The sequence below is a fragment of the Ruegeria sp. AF8 genome, assembly GCF_056541825.1.
Map to the genome: position 1 here is coordinate 45,463 of NZ_JBQFYW010000015.1, position 22,805 is coordinate 68,267.

A 22,805-nucleotide genomic window follows, 5' to 3' on the forward strand; every position below is an offset into this window, starting at 1 on the left:
CTCAGAACCTCGCCACGCCGTAAGCACCGGGTTTGACCTTGCGCGCCCGGCCTTCCAGACAGGTTTCCAGGCAGAACCCCAGAACACGACGGGTATCGCGCGGGTCGATGACCCCGTGATCGAGGCATCGCCCGGAGGTATAGAACGCTCCGGCCTGCCGGTCGAAATGCGCCGCGATCCGCGCGCTTTGTTTGGCGAGCCGATCTTCGTCCACGTCCTCGCCTTTGCGTACTGCCGCCGCTCGGGCCACCATCGCCATGGTGCCGGCGGCCTGCTCTCCGCCCATGACACCCGTTGTCGCGTTGGGCCAGGCGAACAGGAAATCCGGCTCATAGGCAAAGCCCGACATACCATAATTTCCCGCCCCGAAACTCGCCCCGATATACAGGGTGACGCGCGGTACATCGACCGATGTCACCGCCTGTATCATCTTGGCCCCGTGCTTGATCATCCCCGCCTGTTCGTATTCGGAACCGACCATATAGCCGGTGGTATTGTTCAAAAAGATCAGCGGAGTATCGGCCTGACCGCACAGCTGAATGAACTGCGCCGCCTTGGTTGCCCCCGCCGGGTCGATCGGCCCGTTATTGCCGACGATCCCCACCGCGATACCATTGATTGCCGCCTGCAGGCAGATGGTTGAAACACCATAGCCCGGCTTGAAATCCCGAAAATCCGAGCCGTCGACCACGCGCGCCACCACCTCGCGCACATCGTAGGGAACGCGATAGTCGACCGGGACCAGTCCGGCGATATCCTCTATGTCATATTCCGGCTGCGCGAACTTGCCCACCTGCCGCACGGGAAGGGATTTGTTCCAGTTCAGCCGGGCGATCACATCGCGGGCGATCTCGACCCCATGCGCGTCATCTTCGGCCAGGTATTCGACCAGCCCGCTGGTTTGCGCATGCATCTCGGAACCGCCGAGATCGCGGTCATTGGCTTTCTCACCGGTTGCGGCATGCACAAGGGCCGCCCCGGCCAGCGCTGCCATGCCGTTCTTTTTGACGCCGATCACATAATCCGCCAGCCCCGGCATATAGGCCCCGCCTGCGGTCGAAGGCCCATGTAGCACCGCCACGTTCGGCAAACCGGCCGCCGAAAGCCGCGCCAGATTGCGAAACAGCTTGCCGCCATTGGCCCACAGCTCGACCCGGTATTCCATCAGATTCGCCCCGGCGCTTTCCACCAGATGCACAAAGGGCAGTTTCTGCTTCAGTGCGATCTCCTGTGCCGACAGAAAGGTTGCCGCCGTCATCTCGACCATCGCACCGGCCTTGATGCCGCTGTCGTCGACGACAACCATGCAGCGCACCCCCGAGACAAAGCCGATCCCGGCAATGATCGACGCTCCGGGCACGGATGTGGTGGGTTCGTCCGTGTCCACAAGATAACCGGCCAGACTGTGCAGCTGCAAAAACGGCATGCCGGGGTCCAGCAACCCCGCCAGCCTGTCACGCGGGGTCAATTGCCCGCGCTCGGCCATCCGTGCGCGCCGTTGTTCGGACAGGGTCACCGCACGCGCTTCCAGAGCGCGCAACTCGCCCGCCAGCTTCAGCATACCCGCACGATTTCGAGCAAAGGCGTCATTGTCGCGGTCAAGCTGGCTGACAAATTTCATGGCGCCCTCCGTTGATACTGTCCGACCGACCCGGGGTTGCACGACCTTGTTTGGTTTCGTTCCAGGGCGCGCTTTCCGGATCACCCTTATTGGTTTCAGGTTGCCGCCATGCACCTTAACGGTCAACGGTCAGCAATCGCAGGCGACGTCACGGAACAAGTCCGCGCCCGGAGCGGAAACAGGCAAGACCCGGCCGTGCAAGACGCCCGCGTGAGGCCCGCCGGGCCGAATCTGCGCGACGTTTCCGGGAGATTTTCGACTCGCCCGCCGCGCGACAGACGGGACCAGCAAAGCAATTGCGACCGACGTTAGGCGGCCAGTTCAGCATCCAGCAGAACCTGTGCCGCCGCCCTGGCATCTTCGGCGGGCCGGCAATTGCCGAGAAGAACCGCAGTCACGATTGCACCTTCGGTGAGCAACAAAATCTGACGTCCCAGCCTTTCCGGGTCGCGCGCGCCCGCCTTGCGGGTCAGTCGCATGAAATGTTCCAGCAGCAGCCGCTTGTGTTCCGCCGCCTGAACGTGGATCGGGTGATTTTTTTCCTGAAACTCGGCCCCGGCCTTAATGAACAAGCAGCCGCGAAAACCGTCCTGCTCCAGCCATTCGCCCAACACGTCGAAACCGGCAAGCAACTGGTCGGCCGGACCGTCCGCCAACTCATCGACACGGCGCAGATACCAGTTGCGGAAATTTTCGTCGCGCAAACGCAGTGCCGCCAGGATCAAATCTTCCTTGGTCCGGAAATGCTTGTACATCGACGTTTTCGAGACACCGGTTTCGACCACCAGCTTATCCATTCCGGTGGCGTGAAATCCGTCGCGGTAAAAGACCTCCAGCGCTTTTCTGACCAGCTCATCCCGCTTGTTCGGACGCATGATTCGGCTCCATAGTGTACCGATCTGTACATATTATCTGTGACGCTGGAATGCAAATTTTTCTATTATTTTAATATAAAACAACGATTTGCAAATGTCGTCATTCGAACGTGAAAAATGTTGCAACATCATCGCTTGAAATAGTTTACCGATCAGTACACCCTAAATTACACAGAACGCCAACCACTACACCACAGGAGATGATCGATGCGACGCCATGCCAGCCTGTTTCCTTCCCAACATCTGCCCCTTCTGCTGGCCCTGGCCATTTTCGCGGCCATGATCGTATGACGGTAGTCGCCCAAATGAACCGCCCGCCCCTGCCGCCCTTCTCGCGGGAAAGCGCCGTTCAAAAGGTGCGCATGGCTGAAAACGCATGGAACAGCCGCGACCCCAATATCGTGACACCCGCCTATACCGAAGACAGCCAGTGGCGGAACCGCGCCGAGTTTCTGACCGGGCACGGCCAGATCCACGCCTTTCTGACCCGCAAATGGCACCGCGAACTGGACTATCGTCTGATCAAGGAACTGTGGGCCTTTGCCGAAAACCGCATCGCCGTTCGTTATGCCTATGAATGGCGGGATGACAGCGGACATTGGTTCCGCTCATATGGAAACGAGAACTGGGAATTTGCCAATGACGGCCGCATGGCCCGGCGTCACGCATCGCTGAACGATCTGACGATCACCGTATCGGAACGTCTGTTTCACTGGCCCCTTGGCCCCCGTCCCGACGACCATCCCGGTCTGTCCGATCTGGGTCTTTGAAAGGAACCGAAATGCCCCGTGCCTTTTCCGAACTGACCTTTACCCCCTCTGTACGCGCCCATCAGGAACGGATGGGTTCGGCCGCAACCTATGCGAAATTCATCGACGCAGGCCCGCAACAGGGGCATCAGATCGGTCCGGCCGAAAAAGCCTTTATCGAAAGCCGTGACGGATTCTACCAGGCGACCGTGTCCGAGACCGGCTGGCCCTATGTCCAGTATCGCGGCGGCCCCGCCGGATTTCTGCGCGTTCTTGGCCCGCAAACCATCGGATACGCGGATTTTTCAGGCAACAAGCAGTATATCTCGCGCGGCAATCTGGACGGCAATGACCGGGTCGCGATGATCCTGATGGACTATGCCAACCAGCGGCGGCTAAAAATCCTCGGCCGGGTCGAGTTCACCGAAGGTGAAGCCGCAGCCGCCAGCCTGTTCCCCGCAGGTGCCGATGCGACGGCAGAACGGGCGGTGATCATCCGCGTCGAAGGTCTGGACTGGAACTGCCCGCGCCACATCACACGCCGCATGACGGAAGAGGAGTTCGGCCCTTATCTTCACGCATTCGGCGTAAAGCTCGGCAAGCTCGAGGCCGAGAACAAGCTTCTGAAAGAAGAGCTGGCCAAAGTCCGGAACGACGCCTAGGCGGCGTTGCAGACAAACCCCTGACTATACCGTCACAGTTTCGGCCTGCGACCTGAGCCAGCTTACAAAGCTCTTGACCGCAGGCCGCAATACACCCTGCCGTGTTTCGATATAATAGACCCCGAACAGCTTTTCCGAAAACAGTTCGACCACGCGCCCTGTCTCGATGTCCTCCTGGAAAAAGGCGCGGCTGGTGAAGGTGACACCATCCCCTCGCCGCACTGCCTTCATGATCAGGTTTCCTGGCATCTGATGAACAATGAGAGGGCGGTCGGGCACCACACCGTGAAAGGTCAGCCATTCCGCGGCCTCATTGGTTCCAAGCTCTTGTAGCCAGGGCAGATCCATCAAAGAGGCCGGATGGGACAGGTCACGCCCGGCGACCAGTTCCGGGGCACCGATCATGACCATGTCCGACAGCAACAGCGTATCTACGTCGCTGACCGGGCGGCGCTTGTCCCGGTAGCGGATGGCCACGTCGATACCTCCTGGCTTCAATTCGACCACTTCGGCGGTCGGGTTCAGCATCAGCGTGATGTCCGGATTGACCTGCTGAAAAGCCGCCATGCGTGGCAGCAGCCATTCCACTGCGAATGCGGGGGACATAGTGATCTGTACCGGCCTGCTGGCGACACTTTCGGTCAGACGTTCGACGCCGCGCCCGATAGTGGCAAACCCAAGCTCAAGATCACGCGCCAGCGCCGTGCCCTCACCGGTCAGGTCCACTCCGCGGCCTGATTTTTTCACCAGCGGTATACCCAATCGGTCCTCCAGCAACCTGACCTGCTGACTGACAGCGGCGTGGGTGACATTCAATTGTTCGGCGGCGCGCGTGAAGCTGCCTGCCTCGGCCAGAACCGTAAAGGCGCGCAGTCCATTGAGCGGTGGAAGCTTCTGCCAGTCCATTTGATAGTTTTTCTAACAATAATAGATTTTTTCTTTGTTGCATGCGCTCCAATTATATTCAAGCTTTAGGGTATCATTGGCGAAACCCGTCAACCAGACATGAAAGTCATTCTTCGCGGTCGCTACCGCAGAGAGAGGTTACAAATGACCGACCAGGTTACCCGACACGAGGGCGGATGCTATTGCGGTGCCGTCAGATACCGGATCGACCGAACGCCCGAATTTTCTGCCCATTGCCATTGCCGCTCGTGCCAGATGGCAATGGGCGCGGCCTTCGCGACCTGGGCCAAGGTTTCGGCCACCGAGTTTTCCGTCACCAAGGGTGCGATCAAATATTGCGAAAAGACGCCCGGCATCCGGCGCGGTTTCTGTGGGGATTGCGGAACCACGCTGACCTATGCCGCAGGCCACGAGGTCGAAGGACAGGACTGGAGCCGGGACGCCTGGTTTGCCGCCGTAACGCTGGACGACCCGTCCATCGTCGCGCCACAGAACCACGTCTTTGTCTCGCACAAACAGCCCTGGATCACTTTGCCCGAGGGCGCCCCCGCCTTCGACACGTTCTGAACCACTTCAAACCCGCGAAAGGAGCAAGCGATGACACAGTCGTTTTCATATGCCTGCAAGGATTATCCCGGCATGGAAGCCTGCCCCGGCAAGGTTGTGGCCGCCACCGAGGATGAAGTCTGGAAACTGATGGAACTGCACGCCGTCGTCGCCCATGGCGAAGACCCCTCGGCCTGGAGCGACGCAGACCGCGCCGAACTGGCGAAACTGATCAAAACGGGGTGATTGGTCAATCGCAGGGGCTCCGCCCGTTCGGCGCTGAAATCGGTCCACCGGGCCGATTTCCGGGCACGCCTCACCCCATCCAGCGCCGGACCGGCGCGTTGCTTTCCTCCAGCGGCTGGCACACCACATCAACCAGTGTCGGCCCGTCATGCGCCACCGCCTCGGCCAGCACCTTCTCCAGATCATCCGGGTTTTCCACCCGCCAGCTCTTGACGCCAAAGGCCGCCGCCACCTTTGCCTGATCGGTATGGCTGAAATCCACGTTGTAATAGCGCGCATCCTTGTCGGCGAACTGGCTGGCTTTGATCCAGCCGAAATTCGAGTTCGAGAACACCACATAGGTGACCGGCGCCCCCGCCCGGCAGACCGTCTCCAGCTCACCGCAGGTGAAGCCGAAGGACCCATCCCCCATCAACGCCACGGTCTTGGACGCAGGTCGCCCGAACCAAGCCCCCAGCGCGGCGGACAGAGAATAACCCAGCGCCCCATGCGCCCGGTTGGTGATGAAATGGCGGCCCGGTTTCGGAAGCTGGTAATAAGCCGAGAAATAAGGACAGCTGGTGCCGGGGTCGGACACCACGGTGGCATCCTCGGGCAGCACCTTCATCAGGGCCGAGATCACCCGCTCGGGCCGGATCGGTGCCTGAGACGATTGTGCCAGCTTTTCGAACACCTCGAACTTGCGCTTCTTCTTCTCGGCCACCGCCGCCGCACCACCAAAGGTCTCGCCCCCCTGATCGCGCCCGTCCAGCACCGCGTTCACCTCGGCCAGCGCCAGGCGCAGGTCGCCCACAACGGCCACTTCGGTCCGGTAATTGGCGTTCATCACCAACGGGTCATTGTCGAAATGCACCACCCGCGTGCCGGGCTTGGGCGCCTCCCATCGCGCGGTGGTGGTCGAGCCGGCGCGGCAGCCCATGAACACCACCAGATCGGCGGCCTCCATCATCTCCCACGTCTCATCGGTCCCGCCATTCGAACCGACAACGCCCAGACAGTTCGGATGGGTCTCGGCCAGCGAGCCCTGCCCCGAGATCGAGGTCGCGACAGGTATGTCAAGACGCGTTGCCAGACGGTCCAGCTCCTCCCAGGCCTGCGCGATCACCACGCCGCCGCCGCAAACAATCAGCGGGTTTCTGGCCGACAAAATCGCCTCGACCGCCGCCTGAGCCGCACCCGGCGCGGGGGCCTGCGGATAGGCCGGGTAGCTTGCTGTCGCGGTGTCGGCCCAGATATCCGAGGCATCGACGGCATCGTACTGCACGTCATAAGGCAGCCCGATATGCGCCGCGCCCGATCGCCCCGTGGTCATCGCCCGGAACGCCGCCCGAATCATGCGCGGGATATGATCGGAGCGCTTGATCACCGTGTTCCACTTGGTCAGCGGCGCCATCAGAGCCTCCTGATTCACCTCGGTCAGCGGGTATTTTCCATATGACGCGACCGAAATGTCCGTGGTGATCCCCAGAACGGCATAGGAACTTTCCGACGCTTCAATCAGTCCCGGCAGGATATAGGTCGCGCCGCCGCCCGACGGCCCCTCGGCCACGCCCACACGCCCGGTCACGCGGGAATAGCCGTCGGCCATGTAGGTCGCGCAGCGCTCGTCCCGGGTCAGCACATGAGTGATGTTGTGATCCAGCCGCAGCATAGCGTCATAGAACGGCAGCGTAGTGTCGCCGCACAGGCCAAATATGTGCTGCACACCCTGCGCCTCAAGCATCCGCACCATCGCCTCGGCGCCGTTCATCTGATTGCTCATGCCATTTCCCCGCGTAATCGTGTTCAAAATTGTATACAGTTTTGCATTATACCTTGCACGCATGTCAATCCCATTCTAATGTGACCGTGAAAAGGAGCGGACATGGCGAAAGCGGAAAGCAATGTGGACCGGCTGTACGAGGCGCTGCGGCGCATGGCGTCGGATTTCGCCTTCAAGCCCGACGCGCGCATCAACGAAAGCGCGCTGGCGACCGAGTTGCACGCCTCGCGCACCCCGATCCGCGAGGCGTTGAACCGGCTTGTGGCCGAGGGTTTCCTGACCTTTAAGTCCGGGCGCGGCTTTTTCTGCCGCTCGCTCTCGCCGGAACTGGTGATGGACCTTTACGAGGCCCGCGTCGCGGTAGAAGTCGAAGCCGTGCGGCTGGCCTGCAAACGCGGCACCGACCCGGCCATCGCCGCGCTGAGGCTGGAACTTGACGAAATCGCGCCGGATTATACTCCCGACGCCGATCCCGAACAGCTTTTGGCGATGGACGAACGGTTTCACAGCCAGTTGTGCCAGCTTTCCGGCAATGCAGAACTGTGCCGGATGCTGACCAATCTGAATGACCGCATCCGCTATCTGCGGGTGATCGACTTGCGCCGCCTGCGCGAGACCGCGCCCGACGGGCAATCCATGGTCTCGGCTCATCGCCGCATTCTGGACGCCATCGCCGCCCGCGACGCGGACGAGGCCGCAGCCCGGATGCGCGCTCATATCGAACGCCGCCGCGAAGGTGCGACACAGGCAGTGCGCGAAGCGTATGCCCAACTCTACGTTCCTGATCTCTGAGGCCCCCATGTCTGTTCAGTCCGGTGGAAAAACCGTCTTTGGCGCCGCAGTCGGCATCCTGATGCTGGAAACCCGCTTTCCCCGCATCCACGGCGACATGGGCAACGCCGCGACCTGGCCCTTTCCGGTGCATTACCGGGTGGTGCGCGGCGCCTCGCCCGACAAGGTGGTGCGCGGCAACCCGAAGGAACTGCTGGATACATTCATCGAGGCGGGGCGCGATCTGGTGGCCACCGGCGCCGACGGCATCACCACCAATTGCGGCTTTCTGGCGCTGGTGCAGGACGAACTGCGCGAGGCCCTGGGCGTGCCGGTCGCAACCTCCTCGCTGATGCAGGTACCGATGGTACAGGCAATGCTGCCGCCGGGCAGGAAAGCCGTGATCCTCACCATCTCCAAGGCCACGTTGACCGGCGCCCATCTGAAAGCGGCAGGCGTACCGCTGGACACGCCAATTTACGGCACCGACGGAGGCCGCGTCTTTACCCGGGACATTCTGGGTGACGCTCCGCATATCGACTTCGAAGCATGTCGGCTGGATCTGCTGGATGCCGCATCAGAAATCACCGCAAAAGAGCCGGACGCCGGCGCGATCGTGCTGGAATGCACCAACATGGTCCCCTATGCCGCAGATATCCGCAAGCGCACGGGCCTGCCCGTCTATTCGATCTATTCGATGATCGAATGGTTTCAGGCCGGCCTCATGCCGCGAAAATTCGCGCTGGAACTGGACGACCCGCGCCACTGAGGCACATTCCGCCGATGGCATTTCCACAGAAAAAGTGATTGTCACAGCCATCCGGACATCGGACGGGGTTGCCCTTTGGGCCGGGCTTTGCTTTGTCTCGGCAGAACATCCCGGCCACCATAAGACAAGGTCCGGCCGGGCAATCGGGAGGATCATCTGATGGCAAAAGTTGCGTTCCTTGGCCTCGGCGTCATGGGTTATCCCATGGCCGGGCATATTCAGGCCGCGGGCCATGACGTCACCGTCTACAACCGAACCGCCGCCAAGGCCGAAGCCTGGGTTGCGGAACATGGCGGCGCGATGGCCGCGACGCCGGAGACAGCCGCGCAGGGGGCCGAGTTCGTGATGGCCTGCGTCGGAAACGACGACGATCTGCGCATGGTCTGCACCGGCGAAGGCGGGGCATTTCGCGGCATGGCCGAAGGCGCGGTGTTCGTCGATCACACCACCGTATCAGACAAGGTAACGCACGAGCTTTACGAGGCGGGCCACGCCAAGGGCATCGCCTTTGTCGACGCCCCGATCTCGGGCGGTCAGGCAGGGGCCGAAAACGGGGTCCTGTCGATCATGTGCGGCGGCGACCAATCTGCCTATGACCGGACCGAGCCGGTGATGCAGATCTATAGCAAGATTTGCCGCCGTATCGGTGACAGCGGTGCCGGGCAAAAGACCAAGATGTGCAACCAGATCGCCATCGCCGGATTGGTTCAGGGCCTGAGCGAGGCACTGCATTTCGCTGAAAAGGCGGGGCTGGACGGGCGGGCGGTGGTCGAGGTGATCAGCCAGGGTGCAGCCGGAAGCTGGCAGATGTCGAACCGCTACGAGACGATGCTGGACGACCATTTCGAACATGGTTTCGCGGTGGACTGGATGCGCAAGGATCTGGGCATATGCCTGGACACGGCCAACGAAACCGGGGCATCGCTGCCGGTCACCGCCCTGGTCGACCAGTTCTACAAGGATGTCCAAAAGCTGGGCGGCGGGCGTTGGGATACGTCGTCGCTGATCAAGCGCCTGCGCGCGCTGGATTGACACAGCTGGTATCGAGATGAAAGGACACCGGAACCGATGAGCGGCGACACGGCATTCTGGGCCGAGGCCCTGCACAGGCATTGGGGCATTCAGGCCAGGCTGACACGGCTGGATGGCGAATATGACCTGAACTTTCTGGCCGAGGGCGCGAATGGACAGGATCATGTCCTGAAGGTGATGCGCGCTGGTTGCAATGCCGGTCTGGTGGACCTGCAGATCAAGGCGCTGGAGCATATCGCCTGTGAGGCACCCGGCCTGCCCTTTCCGGGCGTGATACCGGCCCTGGACGGCAGCCGGCTTCCCGAACTCACGGACGCAAACGGTGAGCGCAGGCTTGTCTGGCTGCTCGAAAAACTGCCGGGGCGCTGCTATGCGAAATCCGCGCCCAAGACCGAAGACCTGATTATGAAACTGGGCCGGGTGCTGGGCGCGACCGACCGGGTGTTGGAAAGTTTCGATCACACTGGGCTGCATCGCGACGGCTTTAAATGGGATCTCATGCAGGCCGGTTGGATCGCCAGTCATCTCGACGCTATCGAAACGCCGTCCCGCCGCGCGATCATTCAAGAGATTTCCGACGCTTATAAGGCGGTGTCCGGCAAGCTCGAGGGTTTGCCAAAACAGGCCATCCACAATGACGCCAACGACTATAACATTCTCGTCGAAGGCGAATTGGACGAGCGACGGGCGGTCTCGGGGCTGATTGATCTGGGCGATATGTGCGCCGCGCCCCGTGTCTGTGAGGTGGCGATTGCCGGAGCCTACGTCATACTCGATCACCCGCACCCCGAAAGGGCGCTGGTCGCGCTGGTTCGCGGCTTTCACGCTGCAAACCGCCTGAGCCGCCAAGAGGTCGATCTGATTTGGCCCCTGCTCAGAATGCGGCTGGCGGTTTCGGTGGTGAATTCCACGCTGATGGCGATTGAAAATCCCGGCGATCCGTATGTGACGATCAGTCAGGCCCCGGCCTGGCGGTTTCTGGAAAATGCCACCGTCAACGGCGGTTTGATGCCCGCGCGGCTGCGTGTGGCCTGCGGGCTGTCGGTAACGGACGGGGCGGAACGTATCCACGCCTATCTGAACGATCACCGAGGCGATTTCGCCGAACTTTTCGGGCAGGACCTGTCGGATATACCGATGGGGTCCCTGTCCGTCGAAAACTCGCTTTGGCCGCAGAACCCGTTTCACATGCCACCGGAGGAAGCAGCCCGGGTCGGCGAGGAATTCGGAGAGGGCTTCTGGCTGGGCTACTACAACGAACCCCGGCTGATCTATGCCGAACCGGCATTCCGCCGGGGGCCGTGGAAAGCCAGCGACCGGCGCACCGTGCATCTGGCGGTGGATGTGTTTGCTCCGGCTGGAACCATCCTCTACGCGCCGATGAGCGGGCGGGTCGAAGCGGTCGAGAACCGGGCCGAGCATCTGGACTATGGCGGGGTGGTGATCCTGCACCACGAAACGCCCGAAGGCGATGCCTTCTTTACCCTCTATGGCCACCTCGACCCCGAGATTTGTGAGCGGTTGAAACCGGGCGATCCGGTGGCACAGGGTTCGGCATTCGCCAGACTGGGCGATGTCAGCCGGAACGGCGGCTGGGCGCCGCATGTGCATTTCCAGCTGGCGCTGACCACGGCAGGCATGGGAAACGACTGGCCCGGTGTTGGTGACCCCGACGAGATGGACCTGTGGCATGCGGTCTGCCCGAACCCGGCCGCGATGCTGAACCTGCCGGACGACAAGGTGTTCTATCGCCCGACCGACAAGGCGAAAGTCCTGGCCGAGCGACAGGCGCGTTTTGGCGGCAACCTGTCACTGACCTATGACGATCCTGTGATGCTGGTGCGCGGCTGGAAGCACCATCTGTTCGACGAATGGGGGCGGCCCTATCTGGACGCCTACAACAACGTTCCCCATGTGGGTCATGCGCATCCCCGCATTCAGGCGGTAGCGGCGGATCAGCTGCGCCGGATGAACTCGAACACCCGTTATCTGCACCCTGCACAGACCGCGTTTGCAGACAAGGTGCTATCGAAAATGCCCGATCATCTTGAGGTCTGTTTCTTCGTCAATTCCGGCACCGAGGCCAACGAACTGGCCCTGCGCCTGGCGCGCGCGCATACCGGCGCCAGGGGGATGGTGACGCCGGATCACGGCTATCACGGCAATACGACCGGCGCGATCGACGTCTCGGCCTACAAGTTCAACAAGCCCGGCGGAGTGGGCCAGGCCGACTGGGTGGAGCTGGTCGAGGTCGCCGACGACTATCGCGGCTCGTTCAAGCGCGACGACCCCGACCGCGCCACGAAGTTCGCGAATTTCGTCGACCCCGCAGTCGCCGCTCTGCAGGAAAAGGGCCACGGCGTTGCCGGGTTCATCGCCGAGACCTTCCCCTCGGTCGGCGGACAGATCATCCCGCCCAAAGGATACCTGCCTGCGGTTTACGAAAAAATCCGCGCGGCGGGCGGCATCTGCATCGCTGACGAGGTGCAGACCGGATTGGGCCGGCTGGGCGAGTATTACTTTGGCTTCGAACATCAGGGCGCGTCGCCGGATATCGTGGTGCTGGGCAAACCTGTCGGCAACGGGCACCCTCTGGGTGTTCTGGTCACGACCAGGGCCATCGCCGAAAGCTTTGACAACGGCATCGAGTTCTTTTCGACCTTCGGCGGCTCGACCCTGTCCTGCCGGATCGGCAAAGAGGTGCTGGACATCGTCGATGACGAGGGCCTGCAGGACAACGCCCGCGTCATGGGTGAGCGCCTGATGGCCGGGCTACGCCGGATCGAGGCCGAGTTCGGATGCGTCGGGGATGTACGCGGAATGGGGTTGTTTCTGGGCGTGGAACTGATCAACCCCGATGGCTCGGAAGGCACCGAGATCTGCAAATACGTCAAGAACCGGATGCGCGACCATCGTATTCTGATCGGCAGCGAAGGACCAAAGGACAACATCCTGAAAATCCGCCCGCCGCTGACCATCGAGGCCGAGGATGCGGACATGATCCTTTGGGCCTTGCGCGAGGTTCTGGCTGAAGTGGCGGATTTCACTCCGCCCCCGGATTGCGATCACGAGCACCATCACCAAGGGTGCGGCTGCTGCTGACGCGCGCTGGTGCCCGGTATCAGTGCAGAAGTCCGCTCTGCTCTACACGGTCCGGGCGGATGCCAAACCCGGTTCCCGAGACGCGGCGCAAGGCCAGTCCAAGCTGCTCGGACAAGGCAACGAGTGCAGGCGCAAAATCCGGGCGCACAATCAGGGATGCCATCATCAGGGCATCTTCGCGCGCACCATCCGAGGCCGCCGCAACCATATGGGCGAAACAGCTTTCGTCCGCGCCCAGACAGGCACATCCCGCTCCGTGTCGAACAAGCGGGCGCCGACCATAGCGGGCACAGAGCATACAGATCTGCGTCAACGCCGCGGATACCGATGGGTCATCCCCGACAGTTTCGGCCCTTTCCAGCGCGTGGTCCCCGTTCCCGACCAGAGCCATGTCACTCCAATGTCGCAGGATGACGACCGCGCCCGCTTCGACCGGGCCGAGATCAGACAACCTGCCCACCGCGGCACCGCCGCGCGAAACTGCGCCGCTCATTTTGTCAGGATCAATTTACCCGCGCGGGTGATGCGCAAGGTATAAAGCTGATCCCCCAACGCGATATGCGCAAGGTTTCCGCCCCCGGTCAGATCTTCGGCCTTGTGGGCGGGCAGCATTTGAACGGCATACCCCTGAGCGGGCGTCGGGTTTTGGGCATTCATCGGATCGTCTCCAGATTTTGAGGTCACGAACTTGCTCCGTTCACAAGCCGGAGAGACCACGCCGCACCGGCCACTGCATTCGCATTCGTTCCCTCATTGACGCTTCTGGCTGACCCGTTTTGCGGGGTGGCTGCTGCTTTTACCTTAATCTGATTATTTTACTAAGGTATGTCAAGCGCGGATTTTTGGACTTCATTTACCAAATATCATTCATTAAAATGAATGTGATTATGCGTACAGGAGGATTCATCATGCCCATGACACGCCGCTCGTTTCTGACGGCAACTGCGGCCACGGCCGTTCTGACCGCACGGCCGATCTGGGCGACAGCGCAAATCAGTCTGGGTCAGGCCCGCATCACCACCCTCAGCGACGGATATCTGAGCCTGCCCTCAAGCTTCGTTTTCGGGTCGATGCCACAGGACGATCTGGCCCACATTCTGGCTGAATACGGCGTGAACACCGGGACGCTGGAAACACCCTGCAACGTGACGCTGCTCCAGGATGAAGACCGGAATGTTCTGTTCGATACCGGATCCGGCCCCGGCTTTCAGGGCAGCGCGGGCAAGTTGCCGGAGGCACTGGAGGTTGCCGGCCTGACGCCCGACGATATCACGCATGTTGTATTCACCCATGGCCACCCGGATCATCTTTGGGGCGTTATGGATGATTTCGACGAGCCCCTGTTCGCCAACGCACGGCATATGATGGGCACGGCCGAGTGGGATTATTGGTGGAACCCGGAAACCGTGAATCAGGTTGGTGCGGACCGCGCCGCGATGGCGGCCGGGGCCAAACGCCGTTTGGAACTTCTGGAAGGTTCGATCCATCTCTTTGATGACGGCGATGAATTAATTCCCCGAGTTGCGGCACGTGCCACCTATGGCCACAGCCCGGGCCATATGTCCTTCGAACTTCGCAGCGGTTCCAACGCGGTGATGATCGCAGGTGATGCGGTGATCAACCATCATGTGGCATTCGAACGGCCGGACTGGCATTCAGGGTCCGACCAGGATCAGGCAATGGCGGCGAAATCCCGCATGGGTCTGCTGGATCAACTGGCGACCGAGCAAATTCAGATCGTTGGCTTTCACTTGTCGCACGGCGGCATCGGGCAAGTAGAGCGCAAGGGGGATGCCTATCGCTTTGTTCCGCTGGGCGCCTAGACATGGAATAATGGTGGGTGAGGCTTGCGGCTGGATTTCATCGCGCCACCCTGTCATTGATCGGGCACGGCAATCCCGGAGGCGTCATGACTTCACCTATCGTATTCGATCTTGACGGCACCCTGGTCGACAGCGCGCCGGACATCGCGGCGGCGGTCAACCGAATGCTGGATGCAGAGGGCGTCGCACCGCTTGAGGTCGAAACGGTCGTGGGTTTCGTCGGAAACGGCCTGCCAAATCTGGTTGGACAGGTGATCCGGCATTGCGCGCTGGACATGTCTGCCCATCCCCGGCTGACCAGAGCGACACTGGACCACTACAACGCGGCACCCAGCGACAGCACCGCACCCTATCCCGGTATGATTGCCGCACTGGAGATGCTGAAGGAACGCGGGCATCCGATGGGCATTTGCACCAACAAACCGGAAAGCGCCGCACGACTGGTTCTGGGCAATCTGGGGATGGCCGCCTTTTTCGATGCGGTCATCGGAGGCGATTCTCTGAATGTCCGCAAACCCGACCCTGCTGCCTTGTGGGCCACCTTCGATTTTTTGCCGGACGGCCCGCGCCTTTATGTCGGTGACAGCGAGGTGGACGCGGAAACCGCGCAGCGCGCCGAGGTACCGTTTCTATTGTTCACGCAAGGTTATCGCAAACGCCCCGCCGAGGAATTGCCCCACGCCGCGAGCTATGACGACAGTTCGCAATTGCCGAAACTGGTCGAAAGCCTGTTGGCCGCCTCAGCAGGCTAAAAGCATCAGGCGTCAAGCAGGCGCCATGCCTCTATCAACCCCCGAAGCGTCATGCCCGCGTCATCCGCCAGCGCCGCCGGAACGCCCTGCGCCGACAGGGCATCGACGTAGAGACCGGCCAACGGGCCGACTCCGATCACTGCCAGTTGCTGGCCCAGCCAGAACGGGCGCGCCGCGGCCAGTTCGGCCCCGATCAGGGCGCCATGAATGCGGGCGCTGGCCACCGGAGACTCCAATCCGTTCATGACGCATTCGGCATGGACCCCATAGAGACGGGCAAAGATGCGCTCGGGTTTGGCGAGGGCGTCTTCGAGAGCTGTGGCAAAGGCGGCGCGGTCAATGCCCTCTGCTGCCACTGCCGATGCGGTGGCCGGAATACTCACCATGGCCGAGAGCATGGAACCGGTCAGAAAGGTCTGGAAGCTGACGATTTCTCCGGCGCTGACATGTACCCACCGGGTTTCGGGCCCGGTCAGGCAAACAACGCCGTCCCAATCCTTGTTGAGCGCCAGAAACCCCGCCACGCGGGTCTCATCGCCCTGCATCATGTCCGCCGGCGTGGTCTGCCGTATCCCAGGCAGCACATGAAGGTCCATCCGGTCGTCGCCCAGTGAAACCGACCATGTTCCGTCCGGGAAGGGTTTGCAGGGCACTGCCCGACCCATCGGCCCGAGCGCGCCGCAGGCCACCACCGGAACGGTGCCCTGCCCCAGCCAGGGAAAGAGAAGATCGATCAGGGCGTCTCTGGCAGGTTTTTCGATATCCTGCCGCTCTGCCCGGTCCAGCACATCCGCGCCGCGCATGGCCCAGGCCCGCTGCCGGGACTGCCCCCAATCCACCGCAATCCATTCGGGCGTCATCGGATTCGCTCCGTTTCAATCGATTCCTCGGGTCGTTCTAGGCAAGCGGGGCATCCGGCACCAGTCCGAAGCGGCAATTTCCATACCGTACAGTGCCCGCTCTAAGGATAGGAAAGCGGCAGGCCCAGCAATTCATCGAGCTGCCGCGCGATCCAGCCATGCGGGATGAAGTGACCGCCGGGATGGGTGTCGAGCGTCACACGGCCCGAGGCGCAATCGTTCCAGGCCACACGCGAAAGCTTCAGAAAGGGAACTTGCTGCCAGTCGCCCTGCGGCGTTGCCTGGTGACAGCCGTTCCTTTGCCGCCACAGGGCGACAGGATAGGTGGTGTCGCCGCCGGGGCCGTAAGGGAAATCCATCACCGTATCGTCCAGCCCGTGCACGTGGCGCACCTCGGTCGGCCCTTGCGGGCACTCCTCGGTCTGGCGCAGGGTTCCGGCGATGGCCAGCAGGGCAGCGATGTGATTGCCCGACTGGCAGACATAGCGCCACGCCATGGCCGAGCCAAAGGAATAGCCCGAGACATAGATGCGATCGCGGTCAACGGGATAGCGATTGGAGACATCCTCCAGCACGCGGTTGGCGAAACGCACGTCACTGGTGTCGGCCGTCCAGAAATCCCAGCTTTTGCGCTGTCCGTTGGGTGCGACCAGCAGCACACCGCGCTTGCGGGTGGCGCTGGCGATGCGCTGGTGATTGACGACAACGGTGCCCTGCCGCGCCCAGCCGTGGAAATGCAGCAACACCGGCAGCGGGCTTTCACCGTCCCATCCGTCCGGTTCCAGCACATGATACGAGCGATCCCCGACGATACAGGCTGTATCGCTGTGGCAGGTTTTTTTCCACGGCCCCATGGCAAGGGCCGGACTGGCGGTAAGCAGAAGTAGGCATAGCAATCGGTATATCATCTGGCCGAGCCTACCCACCCGGCGCCCGCTGTCACGTCACAACCCCGTGGGAAGATGAAAACAAGCCGCGCCATCGCCAGACCGCGGGGTGGCGATCCGAGGGGTGCGGCCTGACGGCCTTTGCTCCGCACTTACTTTTTGAAACGATCAATGAGTTTTTTGGTTTTCCACAACTGGGATTGTTGATCGCTCCGGGTCTCATCCCGATTTTTCCAAACACGATGGTGTGCCATCATGAAAAGACTGGTGAATGGTGTGGATACAAGCAAGATCAGGGCGGCAACCCAACTTGGAAGAAAACCGGCTATTCCTACAAATATCCAAAACCACAAGAATAGTATTGCGAAGCCAATCCAACGACGATTGCGGCTGGAAAGCGCAACACTCCAGTCGTAGTATTTCGAAAGATATACCCCCAAAAGGTACATCTACCGCGACAAACCACCATGCAGGTTCGGCATATCCAGCGCTGCGAACCCGTAATGGCGCAGCCAGCGCAGATCGGAATCGAAGAACGCCCGCAGATCGGGAATGCCGTATTTCAGCATCGCCAGACGGTCGATGCCGATGCCAAAGGCAAAGCCCTGATAGACCTCGGGGTCGATGCCGCCGGCGGCGATGACCTTGGGGTGGACCATGCCCGAGCCCAGAATCTCCATCCAGTCGTCACCCTCGCCGATCTTCAGCTGGCCGCCCTCCCACGAACAGCGGATATCGACCTCGGCCGACGGCTCGGTGAAAGGGAAGTGCGAAGCGCGGAAGCGCAGTTCGACGTCATCGACCTCGAAGAAGGCCTTCACGAACTCTTCCAGAACCCATTTCAGGTTCGCCATCGAGATGTCCTTGTCGATGGCCAGCCCCTCGACCTGATGGAACATCGGCGTGTGGGTCTGGTCATAGTCGGCACGATAGACGCCGCCCGGACAGATGACGCGGATCGGCGCGCCCTGCAGTTCCATCGAACGGATCTGCACCGGCGAGGTATGGGTGCGCAGCACATGCGGCGGGCGGTCGTCACCTTCGGCCCGGTGCATATAGAACGTGTCCATCTCGGCCCGTGCGGGGTGATGGCCGGGGATGTTCAGGGCGTCGAAATTGTGCCAGTCGGTCTCGATCCGCGGTCCTTCGGCCACCGAGAAACCCAGTTCGGCAAAGATCGCGGTCAGTTCCTCGCTCGCCTGGCTGACAGGATGAAGCGTGCCCTGACGGCGGGGGCGCGACGGCAGGGTGACGTCCAGCCATTCGGTGCGCAGGCGTTCGTCCAGCGCGGCATCCGCCAATGCGGCCTTTTTGGCGGAAAGCGCCGAGTTGATCTCGTCCTTCAGCGCGTTCAGAGCGGGGCCAGCGACCTGACGCTCATCGGGCGTCATCTTGCCCAACTCGCGCATCTTCAGCGCCACTTCGCCCTTTTTGCCCACGGCGGCGACACGGATCGCCTCCAGCACGTTTTCGTCGCCTGCCTCGGCAATCTGCCCCAGATATTTTGCCTTAAGATCGTCCATGACGGTCCCCTGAATTTGGTCCAGAACCTGCTATCGGCCAATGGCCGTGAATGCAAGCCGGACACGGTCCTGCGGCGCATATTCCGGCGGACAGGCCTGATGCAAGAAACCCTCAGCATAACGCGATGTTGGTCAGAACACCCTTACACGGGGTGAATTTTCGGCGAATTTCGGTCAGGCTTGCACCCGACACCTCGAAACCGGTGGTGATGAAATGCTCGAATACGGAATTGCCATAAAGAACGCGACCGGAAGCGGCGGCGGGTCTGGCGGATTTGATCTGTCGAGCCTGACGGAAACGGTCACCTCGAATCCGACAGCCCTCATGATCGGCGGCGCCGTCGCGGTTGCGGTTCTCTGGTTTCTCGTGACCTGATACGCCGGACCGAACCCCGTTGCACGACGAAAAAAGGCCGCTCCCCGGGGGAACGACCTTTGATTCACCGTCTCTCGAAAGAGGATCAGGCAGCCAGAGCCGCCTGTGCCTTGGCCACGATCGCGCCGAACGCTTCCGGTTCGTGCACGGCCAGGTCAGCCAGAACTTTGCGGTCCACTTCGATACCGGCCAGGTTCAGGCCGTTGATGAAGCGGGAATAGGTCAGAGCCTCGTCATGCGAACGGACAGCAGCGTTGATACGCTGGATCCACAGCGCGCGGAAGTTGCGCTTGCGGTTCTTGCGGTCGCGGGTTGCATACTGATTGGCCTTGTCGACGGCCTGACGGGCAACCTTGAAGGTGCTCTTGCGGCGGCCATAGTAACCTTTGGCGGCCTTGATGACCTTCTTGTGACGGGCGTGAGTTACGGTTCCACCTTTAACGCGGGACATCTCTTAATCTCCTCTTAGCGGTCGTAGGGCATATAGCCCTTGACGATCTTGGCGTCGGGGGCGGACATGGTGGTGGTGCCACGGGCATTGCGGATGAATTTCTTGTGCCGCTTGATCATGCCGTGACGCTTGCCGGCCTGAGCCGTCAGGACCTTTCCGGTCGCTGTCACCTTAAAGCGCTTCTTGGCGCTCGACTTGGTCTTCATCTTGGGCATTTCCGTCTCCTATTCTTCGGGTTCGGTGCAAAACGCGACTCGGCATGCCACATCGGCCGGTCGCGCGGTCAGAGGCGCCGTTTACGCAAGTCCGCGCAAACTGGCAAGGGGTTTCACGCATTTTCCGCTGCGAAAAACCGAAAACGCGTTCAGCCCGGATCGGTGTTATAGATCAACCGCTCGTCACAATGCGCGACGCGCAGGATGTTGGTCGTGCCCGGAACATTGAACGGAACGCCCGCCGTCACCACGATCTGATCGGCTTCTGTCGCGAACCCGCCAGCGCGGGCAGCGCGGGCGGCATTGACAACCGCGCTCTTGAACCGCTCCAGTTCCGGCGTCATCACGCAATTGCAGCCCCAGCTCAGGCACAGGCGCCGCGCGGTTCCGATCAGCGACGTCATGGCGATGATCGGCACTCCGGGCCGCTCTCTTGCGGTCAAAAGCGCAGTCGTTCCACTTTGCGTAAAACAGCAGATCGCCCTGATGTCGGTTTTTTCCGCAATCTCGCGCGCGGCAGCAACGATGCCGTCCGCAATCGTCGTGCCCTTGGCGCTGCGTGAGGCATTGATGATCTGCGTATAGGTCGGGTCGGCCTCGACCTCGATCGCCACCTTGTTCATGGTCTGAACCGCCTCGATCGGATAGCTTCCGGCCGCCGACTCCGCGCTCAGCATGATGGCATCCGTCCCCTCGTAGATCGCGGTCGCCACGTCAGACACTTCGGCCCGGGTGGGCATCGGGCTTTCGATCATGCTTTCCAGCATCTGCGTCGCCACGATCACCGGCTTGGCCGCCGCCCGGCACTTGCGCACCAGGCGTTTCTGGATCGGCGGCACGGCTGACACCGGCAATTCCACCCCGAGATCGCCACGCGCCACCATGATCCCGTCCGAAGCGTCAAGGATTTCTCCGAACGCCTCGACCGCTGCCGGCTTCTCGATCTTCGACAGAATGGCGGCTCGGCCGCCGGCCAGCGCGCGCGCTTCGAACACATCCCTGGCGCGCTGCACGAAACTCAGCGCCAGCCAGTCGACGCCCAGCTTGCAGGCAAAGTCCAGATCGGCCCGGTCCTTGTCGGACAGCGCCGCCAGCGGCAGCACGACATCCGGCACGTTCACACCCTTGCGGTTTGATATCGTACCGCCGGTTTCAACCGTGCACTCCGCGAAATCGCGGCCACAACGTTCCACCATCAGACGAATCTTGCCGTCATTGACCAACAGGCGCGCGCCGGGTTCCAACGCCTCGAAAATCTCGGGATGCGGCAGGCACACACGGGTCGCGTCCCCTGCGGCCCGATCCAGATCCAGCCGGAACGACGCGCCGTCCTCCAATTCCTCCGAGTCGTTGGCAAACTCTCCTACCCGCAGTTTCGGCCCCTGAAGATCGGCCAGAATGGCAATCGGGCTGTCGAGATCCTTTTCCACCTGGCGGATGATCCGGTGCTTTTCGCGAATGTCGTCATGGGTTCCGTGGCTCATGTTCAGCCGGAACACATCCGCCCCCGCCTCGTGCAATGCACGGATCATCTCATAACTTTCGGACGCCGGGCCCAGCGTCGCCACGATTTTCACATTTCTCAGGCGTCGCATTTGCCTTGCTCTCCTCAATTCGGCATCTGTTATCGCAAACAGCACTTGGGCCGCTTATTGCGCAATTCCCTTTCCCAGACAACTGTCCTACACCTGCGACAAACAAGATGACAGGCTGATGACATATACTCCGTTCTTCATTCACGGCGAGGACCGTCCGTCGCGCTGGCTGATTACCTGCGATCATGCGACCAATCTGGTCCCCCCGCAGATCAATGGCGGAGACCTCGGCCTGCCGCGCGAGGACATGGAACGCCACATTGCCTATGACGTGGGTGCCTATGAAGTGTCGAAACATCTGGGCGAGATCCTGAACGCGCCGGTGATTGCCGCCAATTTTTCGCGCCTGGTGATCGACCCGAACCGGGGCGAGGACGACCCCACCCTGCTGATGAAGCTTTATGACGGCTCGATCATCCCCGGCAACCGCCACGCGGATGCAACCGAACGCGAGCGGCGGCTGAACCTGTGCTATCGTCCCTATCACGCGGCGCTGACGCGGCTTGCGGCCCTGCCGCACGTGGTGGTCATCTCGATGCACTCCTTCACCCGCCAGTTACGGGGCCACGAACCGCGCCCCTGGCATATCGGCGTGCTGCACACCAGCGACGAGCGGTTCTCGCGACCGCTGATCCAGCGCCTGAAAACCGAAGGGGAGCTGTGCGTCGGCGTCAACCAACCCTATACCGGCGTGCTGCCCGGCGACGCGATCGACAAACATTGCACCGCCCATGGCCGCCCGAATGCCTTGATCGAGCTGCGCAACGACCTGATCGCGGATCACGCGGGCCAAAAGGCCTGGGCCGAGCGGCTGGCCAATATCCTGCAATCGGCGCTGGCAGACAGCTGCATATGACGTAAGGTAAAACCCACCGAAACCGGAGCCTCACTTTCTTGTGAGGATGTCTCGTCACCCCCATATTCATTGGGAAAGGAGACAAACATGACTCAGGAAATCCTGACGACTGTCTTCGGTTGGATGACGGTCCTAAACTTCGGTATCTTGCTCTTCAGCACCATTATGATCCTTGCCTTGCAGAACTGGATCGCGAACCTTCATGGCAATATGTTCGGAATGGAAAAGACCGATGTCAAAAAGGCCTATTTCCGCTATCTGGCCAACTACAAGATCCTGACACTGATCTTCTGCCTTGTGCCGTGGGTGGCGCTGAAACTGGCCTGATCACAGGTTTTTCAACCCGACGGGGGCCAGACAGGCCCCCGTTTGTTGTATCACGGGGCAAGTGTTGCTACCTCATTGCAAAATCATACACTCCGGAGC

At 61.3% G+C, this 22,805-nt stretch carries 25 protein-coding genes; 13 read left to right on the forward strand and 12 right to left on the reverse strand.

Annotated elements, in window-relative coordinates:
• Nucleotide 1: 1 nt before the first annotated feature.
• Nucleotides 2–1,621: an acyl-CoA carboxylase subunit beta gene (locus tag ACR0AO_RS19135; RefSeq protein WP_480607132.1), complete on the reverse strand. Its 1,620-nt coding sequence runs from the start codon at nt 1,619–1,621 to the stop codon at nt 2–4.
• 308 nt (nt 1,622–1,929) lie between these two features.
• Complete coding sequence (locus ACR0AO_RS19140; protein ID WP_480607134.1) at nt 1,930–2,496, reverse strand: TetR/AcrR family transcriptional regulator; 567 nt, start codon at nt 2,494–2,496, stop codon at nt 1,930–1,932.
• Between the two features lie 305 nt (nt 2,497–2,801).
• Here ACR0AO_RS19140 and ACR0AO_RS19145 point away from each other — a divergent pair, with 305 nt between their 5' ends.
• Both ACR0AO_RS19145 and ACR0AO_RS19150 read left to right on the forward strand, forming a co-directional pair.
• Nucleotides 2,802–3,266 carry a nuclear transport factor 2 family protein gene (locus ACR0AO_RS19145; protein ID WP_480607137.1) on the forward strand — a complete coding sequence of 155 codons (465 nt, stop codon included), beginning with the start codon at nt 2,802–2,804 and terminating at the stop codon, nt 3,264–3,266.
• 11 nt (nt 3,267–3,277) lie between these two features.
• Nucleotides 3,278–3,907, forward strand: a complete 630-nt coding sequence (locus ACR0AO_RS19150; RefSeq protein WP_480607140.1) for a pyridoxamine 5'-phosphate oxidase family protein — start codon at nt 3,278–3,280, stop codon at nt 3,905–3,907.
• A 24-nt stretch (nt 3,908–3,931) separates the two neighbouring features.
• Here the strand turns inward: ACR0AO_RS19150 and ACR0AO_RS19155 are convergent, their stop codons facing one another.
• The gene (locus ACR0AO_RS19155) at nt 3,932–4,813 is read right to left on the reverse strand and encodes a LysR family transcriptional regulator (RefSeq protein ID WP_480607142.1); all 882 of its coding nucleotides are present in this window, start codon (nt 4,811–4,813) and stop codon (nt 3,932–3,934) included.
• Between the two features lie 144 nt (nt 4,814–4,957).
• On the opposite strand from ACR0AO_RS19155, the gene ACR0AO_RS19160 reads away from it, so the two are divergent.
• Both ACR0AO_RS19160 and ACR0AO_RS19165 read left to right on the forward strand, forming a co-directional pair.
• A complete protein-coding gene (locus tag ACR0AO_RS19160) occupies nt 4,958–5,380 on the forward strand; it encodes a GFA family protein (RefSeq protein WP_480607145.1) in 423 nt (140 codons plus the stop codon).
• A 30-nt stretch (nt 5,381–5,410) separates the two neighbouring features.
• Nucleotides 5,411–5,605 carry a DUF1059 domain-containing protein gene (locus ACR0AO_RS19165; protein ID WP_480607148.1) on the forward strand — a complete coding sequence of 65 codons (195 nt, stop codon included), beginning with the start codon at nt 5,411–5,413 and terminating at the stop codon, nt 5,603–5,605.
• A 70-nt stretch (nt 5,606–5,675) separates the two neighbouring features.
• Here the strand turns inward: ACR0AO_RS19165 and ACR0AO_RS19170 are convergent, their stop codons facing one another.
• Entirely contained in the window at nt 5,676–7,367 is a 1,692-nt protein-coding gene (locus ACR0AO_RS19170; RefSeq protein ID WP_480607151.1) for a thiamine pyrophosphate-binding protein, read from the reverse strand.
• A 102-nt stretch (nt 7,368–7,469) separates the two neighbouring features.
• Here ACR0AO_RS19170 and ACR0AO_RS19175 point away from each other — a divergent pair, with 102 nt between their 5' ends.
• The 4 genes from ACR0AO_RS19175 (at nt 7,470) to ACR0AO_RS19190 (ending at nt 13,041) form a co-directional block, all read left to right on the forward strand.
• A complete protein-coding gene (locus ACR0AO_RS19175; protein ID WP_480607153.1) occupies nt 7,470–8,159 on the forward strand; it encodes a GntR family transcriptional regulator in 690 nt (229 codons plus the stop codon).
• 7 nt (nt 8,160–8,166) lie between these two features.
• Nucleotides 8,167–8,907 (forward strand): aspartate/glutamate racemase family protein, encoded by a 741-nt coding sequence (locus ACR0AO_RS19180; RefSeq protein WP_480607156.1) that lies wholly within the window; start codon nt 8,167–8,169, stop codon nt 8,905–8,907.
• Between the two features lie 159 nt (nt 8,908–9,066).
• The gene (locus tag ACR0AO_RS19185; RefSeq protein WP_480607159.1) at nt 9,067–9,939 is read left to right on the forward strand and encodes an NAD(P)-dependent oxidoreductase; all 873 of its coding nucleotides are present in this window, start codon (nt 9,067–9,069) and stop codon (nt 9,937–9,939) included.
• A 36-nt stretch (nt 9,940–9,975) separates the two neighbouring features.
• Nucleotides 9,976–13,041, forward strand: coding sequence for an aminotransferase class III-fold pyridoxal phosphate-dependent enzyme (locus ACR0AO_RS19190; RefSeq protein ID WP_480607162.1), 3,066 nt, complete (start codon nt 9,976–9,978; stop codon nt 13,039–13,041).
• A gap of 19 nt (nt 13,042–13,060) precedes the next feature.
• Here ACR0AO_RS19190 and ACR0AO_RS19195 read toward each other — a convergent pair whose 3' ends face one another.
• Both ACR0AO_RS19195 and hemP read right to left on the reverse strand, forming a co-directional pair.
• Nucleotides 13,061–13,534, reverse strand: a complete 474-nt coding sequence (locus tag ACR0AO_RS19195; RefSeq protein WP_480607164.1) for a hypothetical protein — start codon at nt 13,532–13,534, stop codon at nt 13,061–13,063.
• A complete protein-coding gene (gene hemP, locus ACR0AO_RS19200) occupies nt 13,531–13,698 on the reverse strand; it encodes a hemin uptake protein HemP (RefSeq protein ID WP_480607316.1) in 168 nt (55 codons plus the stop codon). Before hemP ends, ACR0AO_RS19195 begins: the two co-directional genes overlap by 4 nt.
• Nucleotides 13,699–13,949: 251 nt before the next feature.
• Between hemP and ACR0AO_RS19205 the strand changes: the two genes are divergently transcribed.
• On the forward strand, nt 13,950–14,864 hold the full coding sequence (locus ACR0AO_RS19205) for an MBL fold metallo-hydrolase (RefSeq protein WP_480607167.1): 915 nt from the start codon (nt 13,950–13,952) through the stop codon (nt 14,862–14,864).
• 86 nt (nt 14,865–14,950) lie between these two features.
• A complete protein-coding gene (gph, locus tag ACR0AO_RS19210) occupies nt 14,951–15,616 on the forward strand; it encodes a phosphoglycolate phosphatase (RefSeq protein ID WP_480607170.1) in 666 nt (221 codons plus the stop codon).
• Nucleotides 15,617–15,621: 5 nt separating this feature from the next.
• On the opposite strand, the gene ACR0AO_RS19215 is transcribed toward gph, so the two are convergent.
• The 3 genes from ACR0AO_RS19215 to pheS all read right to left on the reverse strand — a co-directional run bounded on the left by ACR0AO_RS19215 (nt 15,622) and on the right by pheS (nt 18,886).
• Entirely contained in the window at nt 15,622–16,476 is an 855-nt protein-coding gene (locus tag ACR0AO_RS19215) for a 2-dehydro-3-deoxygalactonokinase (protein WP_480607173.1), read from the reverse strand.
• A gap of 101 nt (nt 16,477–16,577) precedes the next feature.
• Nucleotides 16,578–17,384, reverse strand: coding sequence for a CE1 family esterase (locus tag ACR0AO_RS19220; protein ID WP_480607176.1), 807 nt, complete (start codon nt 17,382–17,384; stop codon nt 16,578–16,580).
• Between the two features lie 428 nt (nt 17,385–17,812).
• Nucleotides 17,813–18,886, reverse strand: coding sequence for a phenylalanine--tRNA ligase subunit alpha (gene pheS / locus ACR0AO_RS19225; RefSeq protein WP_480607178.1), 1,074 nt, complete (start codon nt 18,884–18,886; stop codon nt 17,813–17,815).
• 214 nt (nt 18,887–19,100) lie between these two features.
• On the opposite strand from pheS, the gene ACR0AO_RS19230 reads away from it, so the two are divergent.
• Nucleotides 19,101–19,262 carry a hypothetical protein gene (locus ACR0AO_RS19230; RefSeq protein ID WP_480607181.1) on the forward strand — a complete coding sequence of 54 codons (162 nt, stop codon included), beginning with the start codon at nt 19,101–19,103 and terminating at the stop codon, nt 19,260–19,262.
• 85 nt (nt 19,263–19,347) lie between these two features.
• On the opposite strand, the gene rplT is transcribed toward ACR0AO_RS19230, so the two are convergent.
• From rplT to pyk, 3 genes are all read right to left on the reverse strand, one after another.
• Entirely contained in the window at nt 19,348–19,713 is a 366-nt protein-coding gene (gene rplT / locus ACR0AO_RS19235) for a 50S ribosomal protein L20 (RefSeq protein ID WP_008756009.1), read from the reverse strand.
• A gap of 14 nt (nt 19,714–19,727) precedes the next feature.
• Nucleotides 19,728–19,928: a 50S ribosomal protein L35 gene (rpmI, locus tag ACR0AO_RS19240; protein ID WP_480607184.1), complete on the reverse strand. Its 201-nt coding sequence runs from the start codon at nt 19,926–19,928 to the stop codon at nt 19,728–19,730.
• A gap of 149 nt (nt 19,929–20,077) precedes the next feature.
• Entirely contained in the window at nt 20,078–21,523 is a 1,446-nt protein-coding gene (gene pyk / locus ACR0AO_RS19245) for a pyruvate kinase (RefSeq protein WP_480607187.1), read from the reverse strand.
• A 118-nt stretch (nt 21,524–21,641) separates the two neighbouring features.
• Here pyk and ACR0AO_RS19250 point away from each other — a divergent pair, with 118 nt between their 5' ends.
• The gene (locus ACR0AO_RS19250) at nt 21,642–22,379 is read left to right on the forward strand and encodes an N-formylglutamate amidohydrolase (RefSeq protein WP_480607190.1); all 738 of its coding nucleotides are present in this window, start codon (nt 21,642–21,644) and stop codon (nt 22,377–22,379) included.
• An 87-nt stretch (nt 22,380–22,466) separates the two neighbouring features.
• Entirely contained in the window at nt 22,467–22,706 is a 240-nt protein-coding gene (locus tag ACR0AO_RS19255) for a DUF6868 family protein (protein WP_480607192.1), read from the forward strand.
• Nucleotides 22,707–22,805 lie beyond the last annotated feature (99 nt).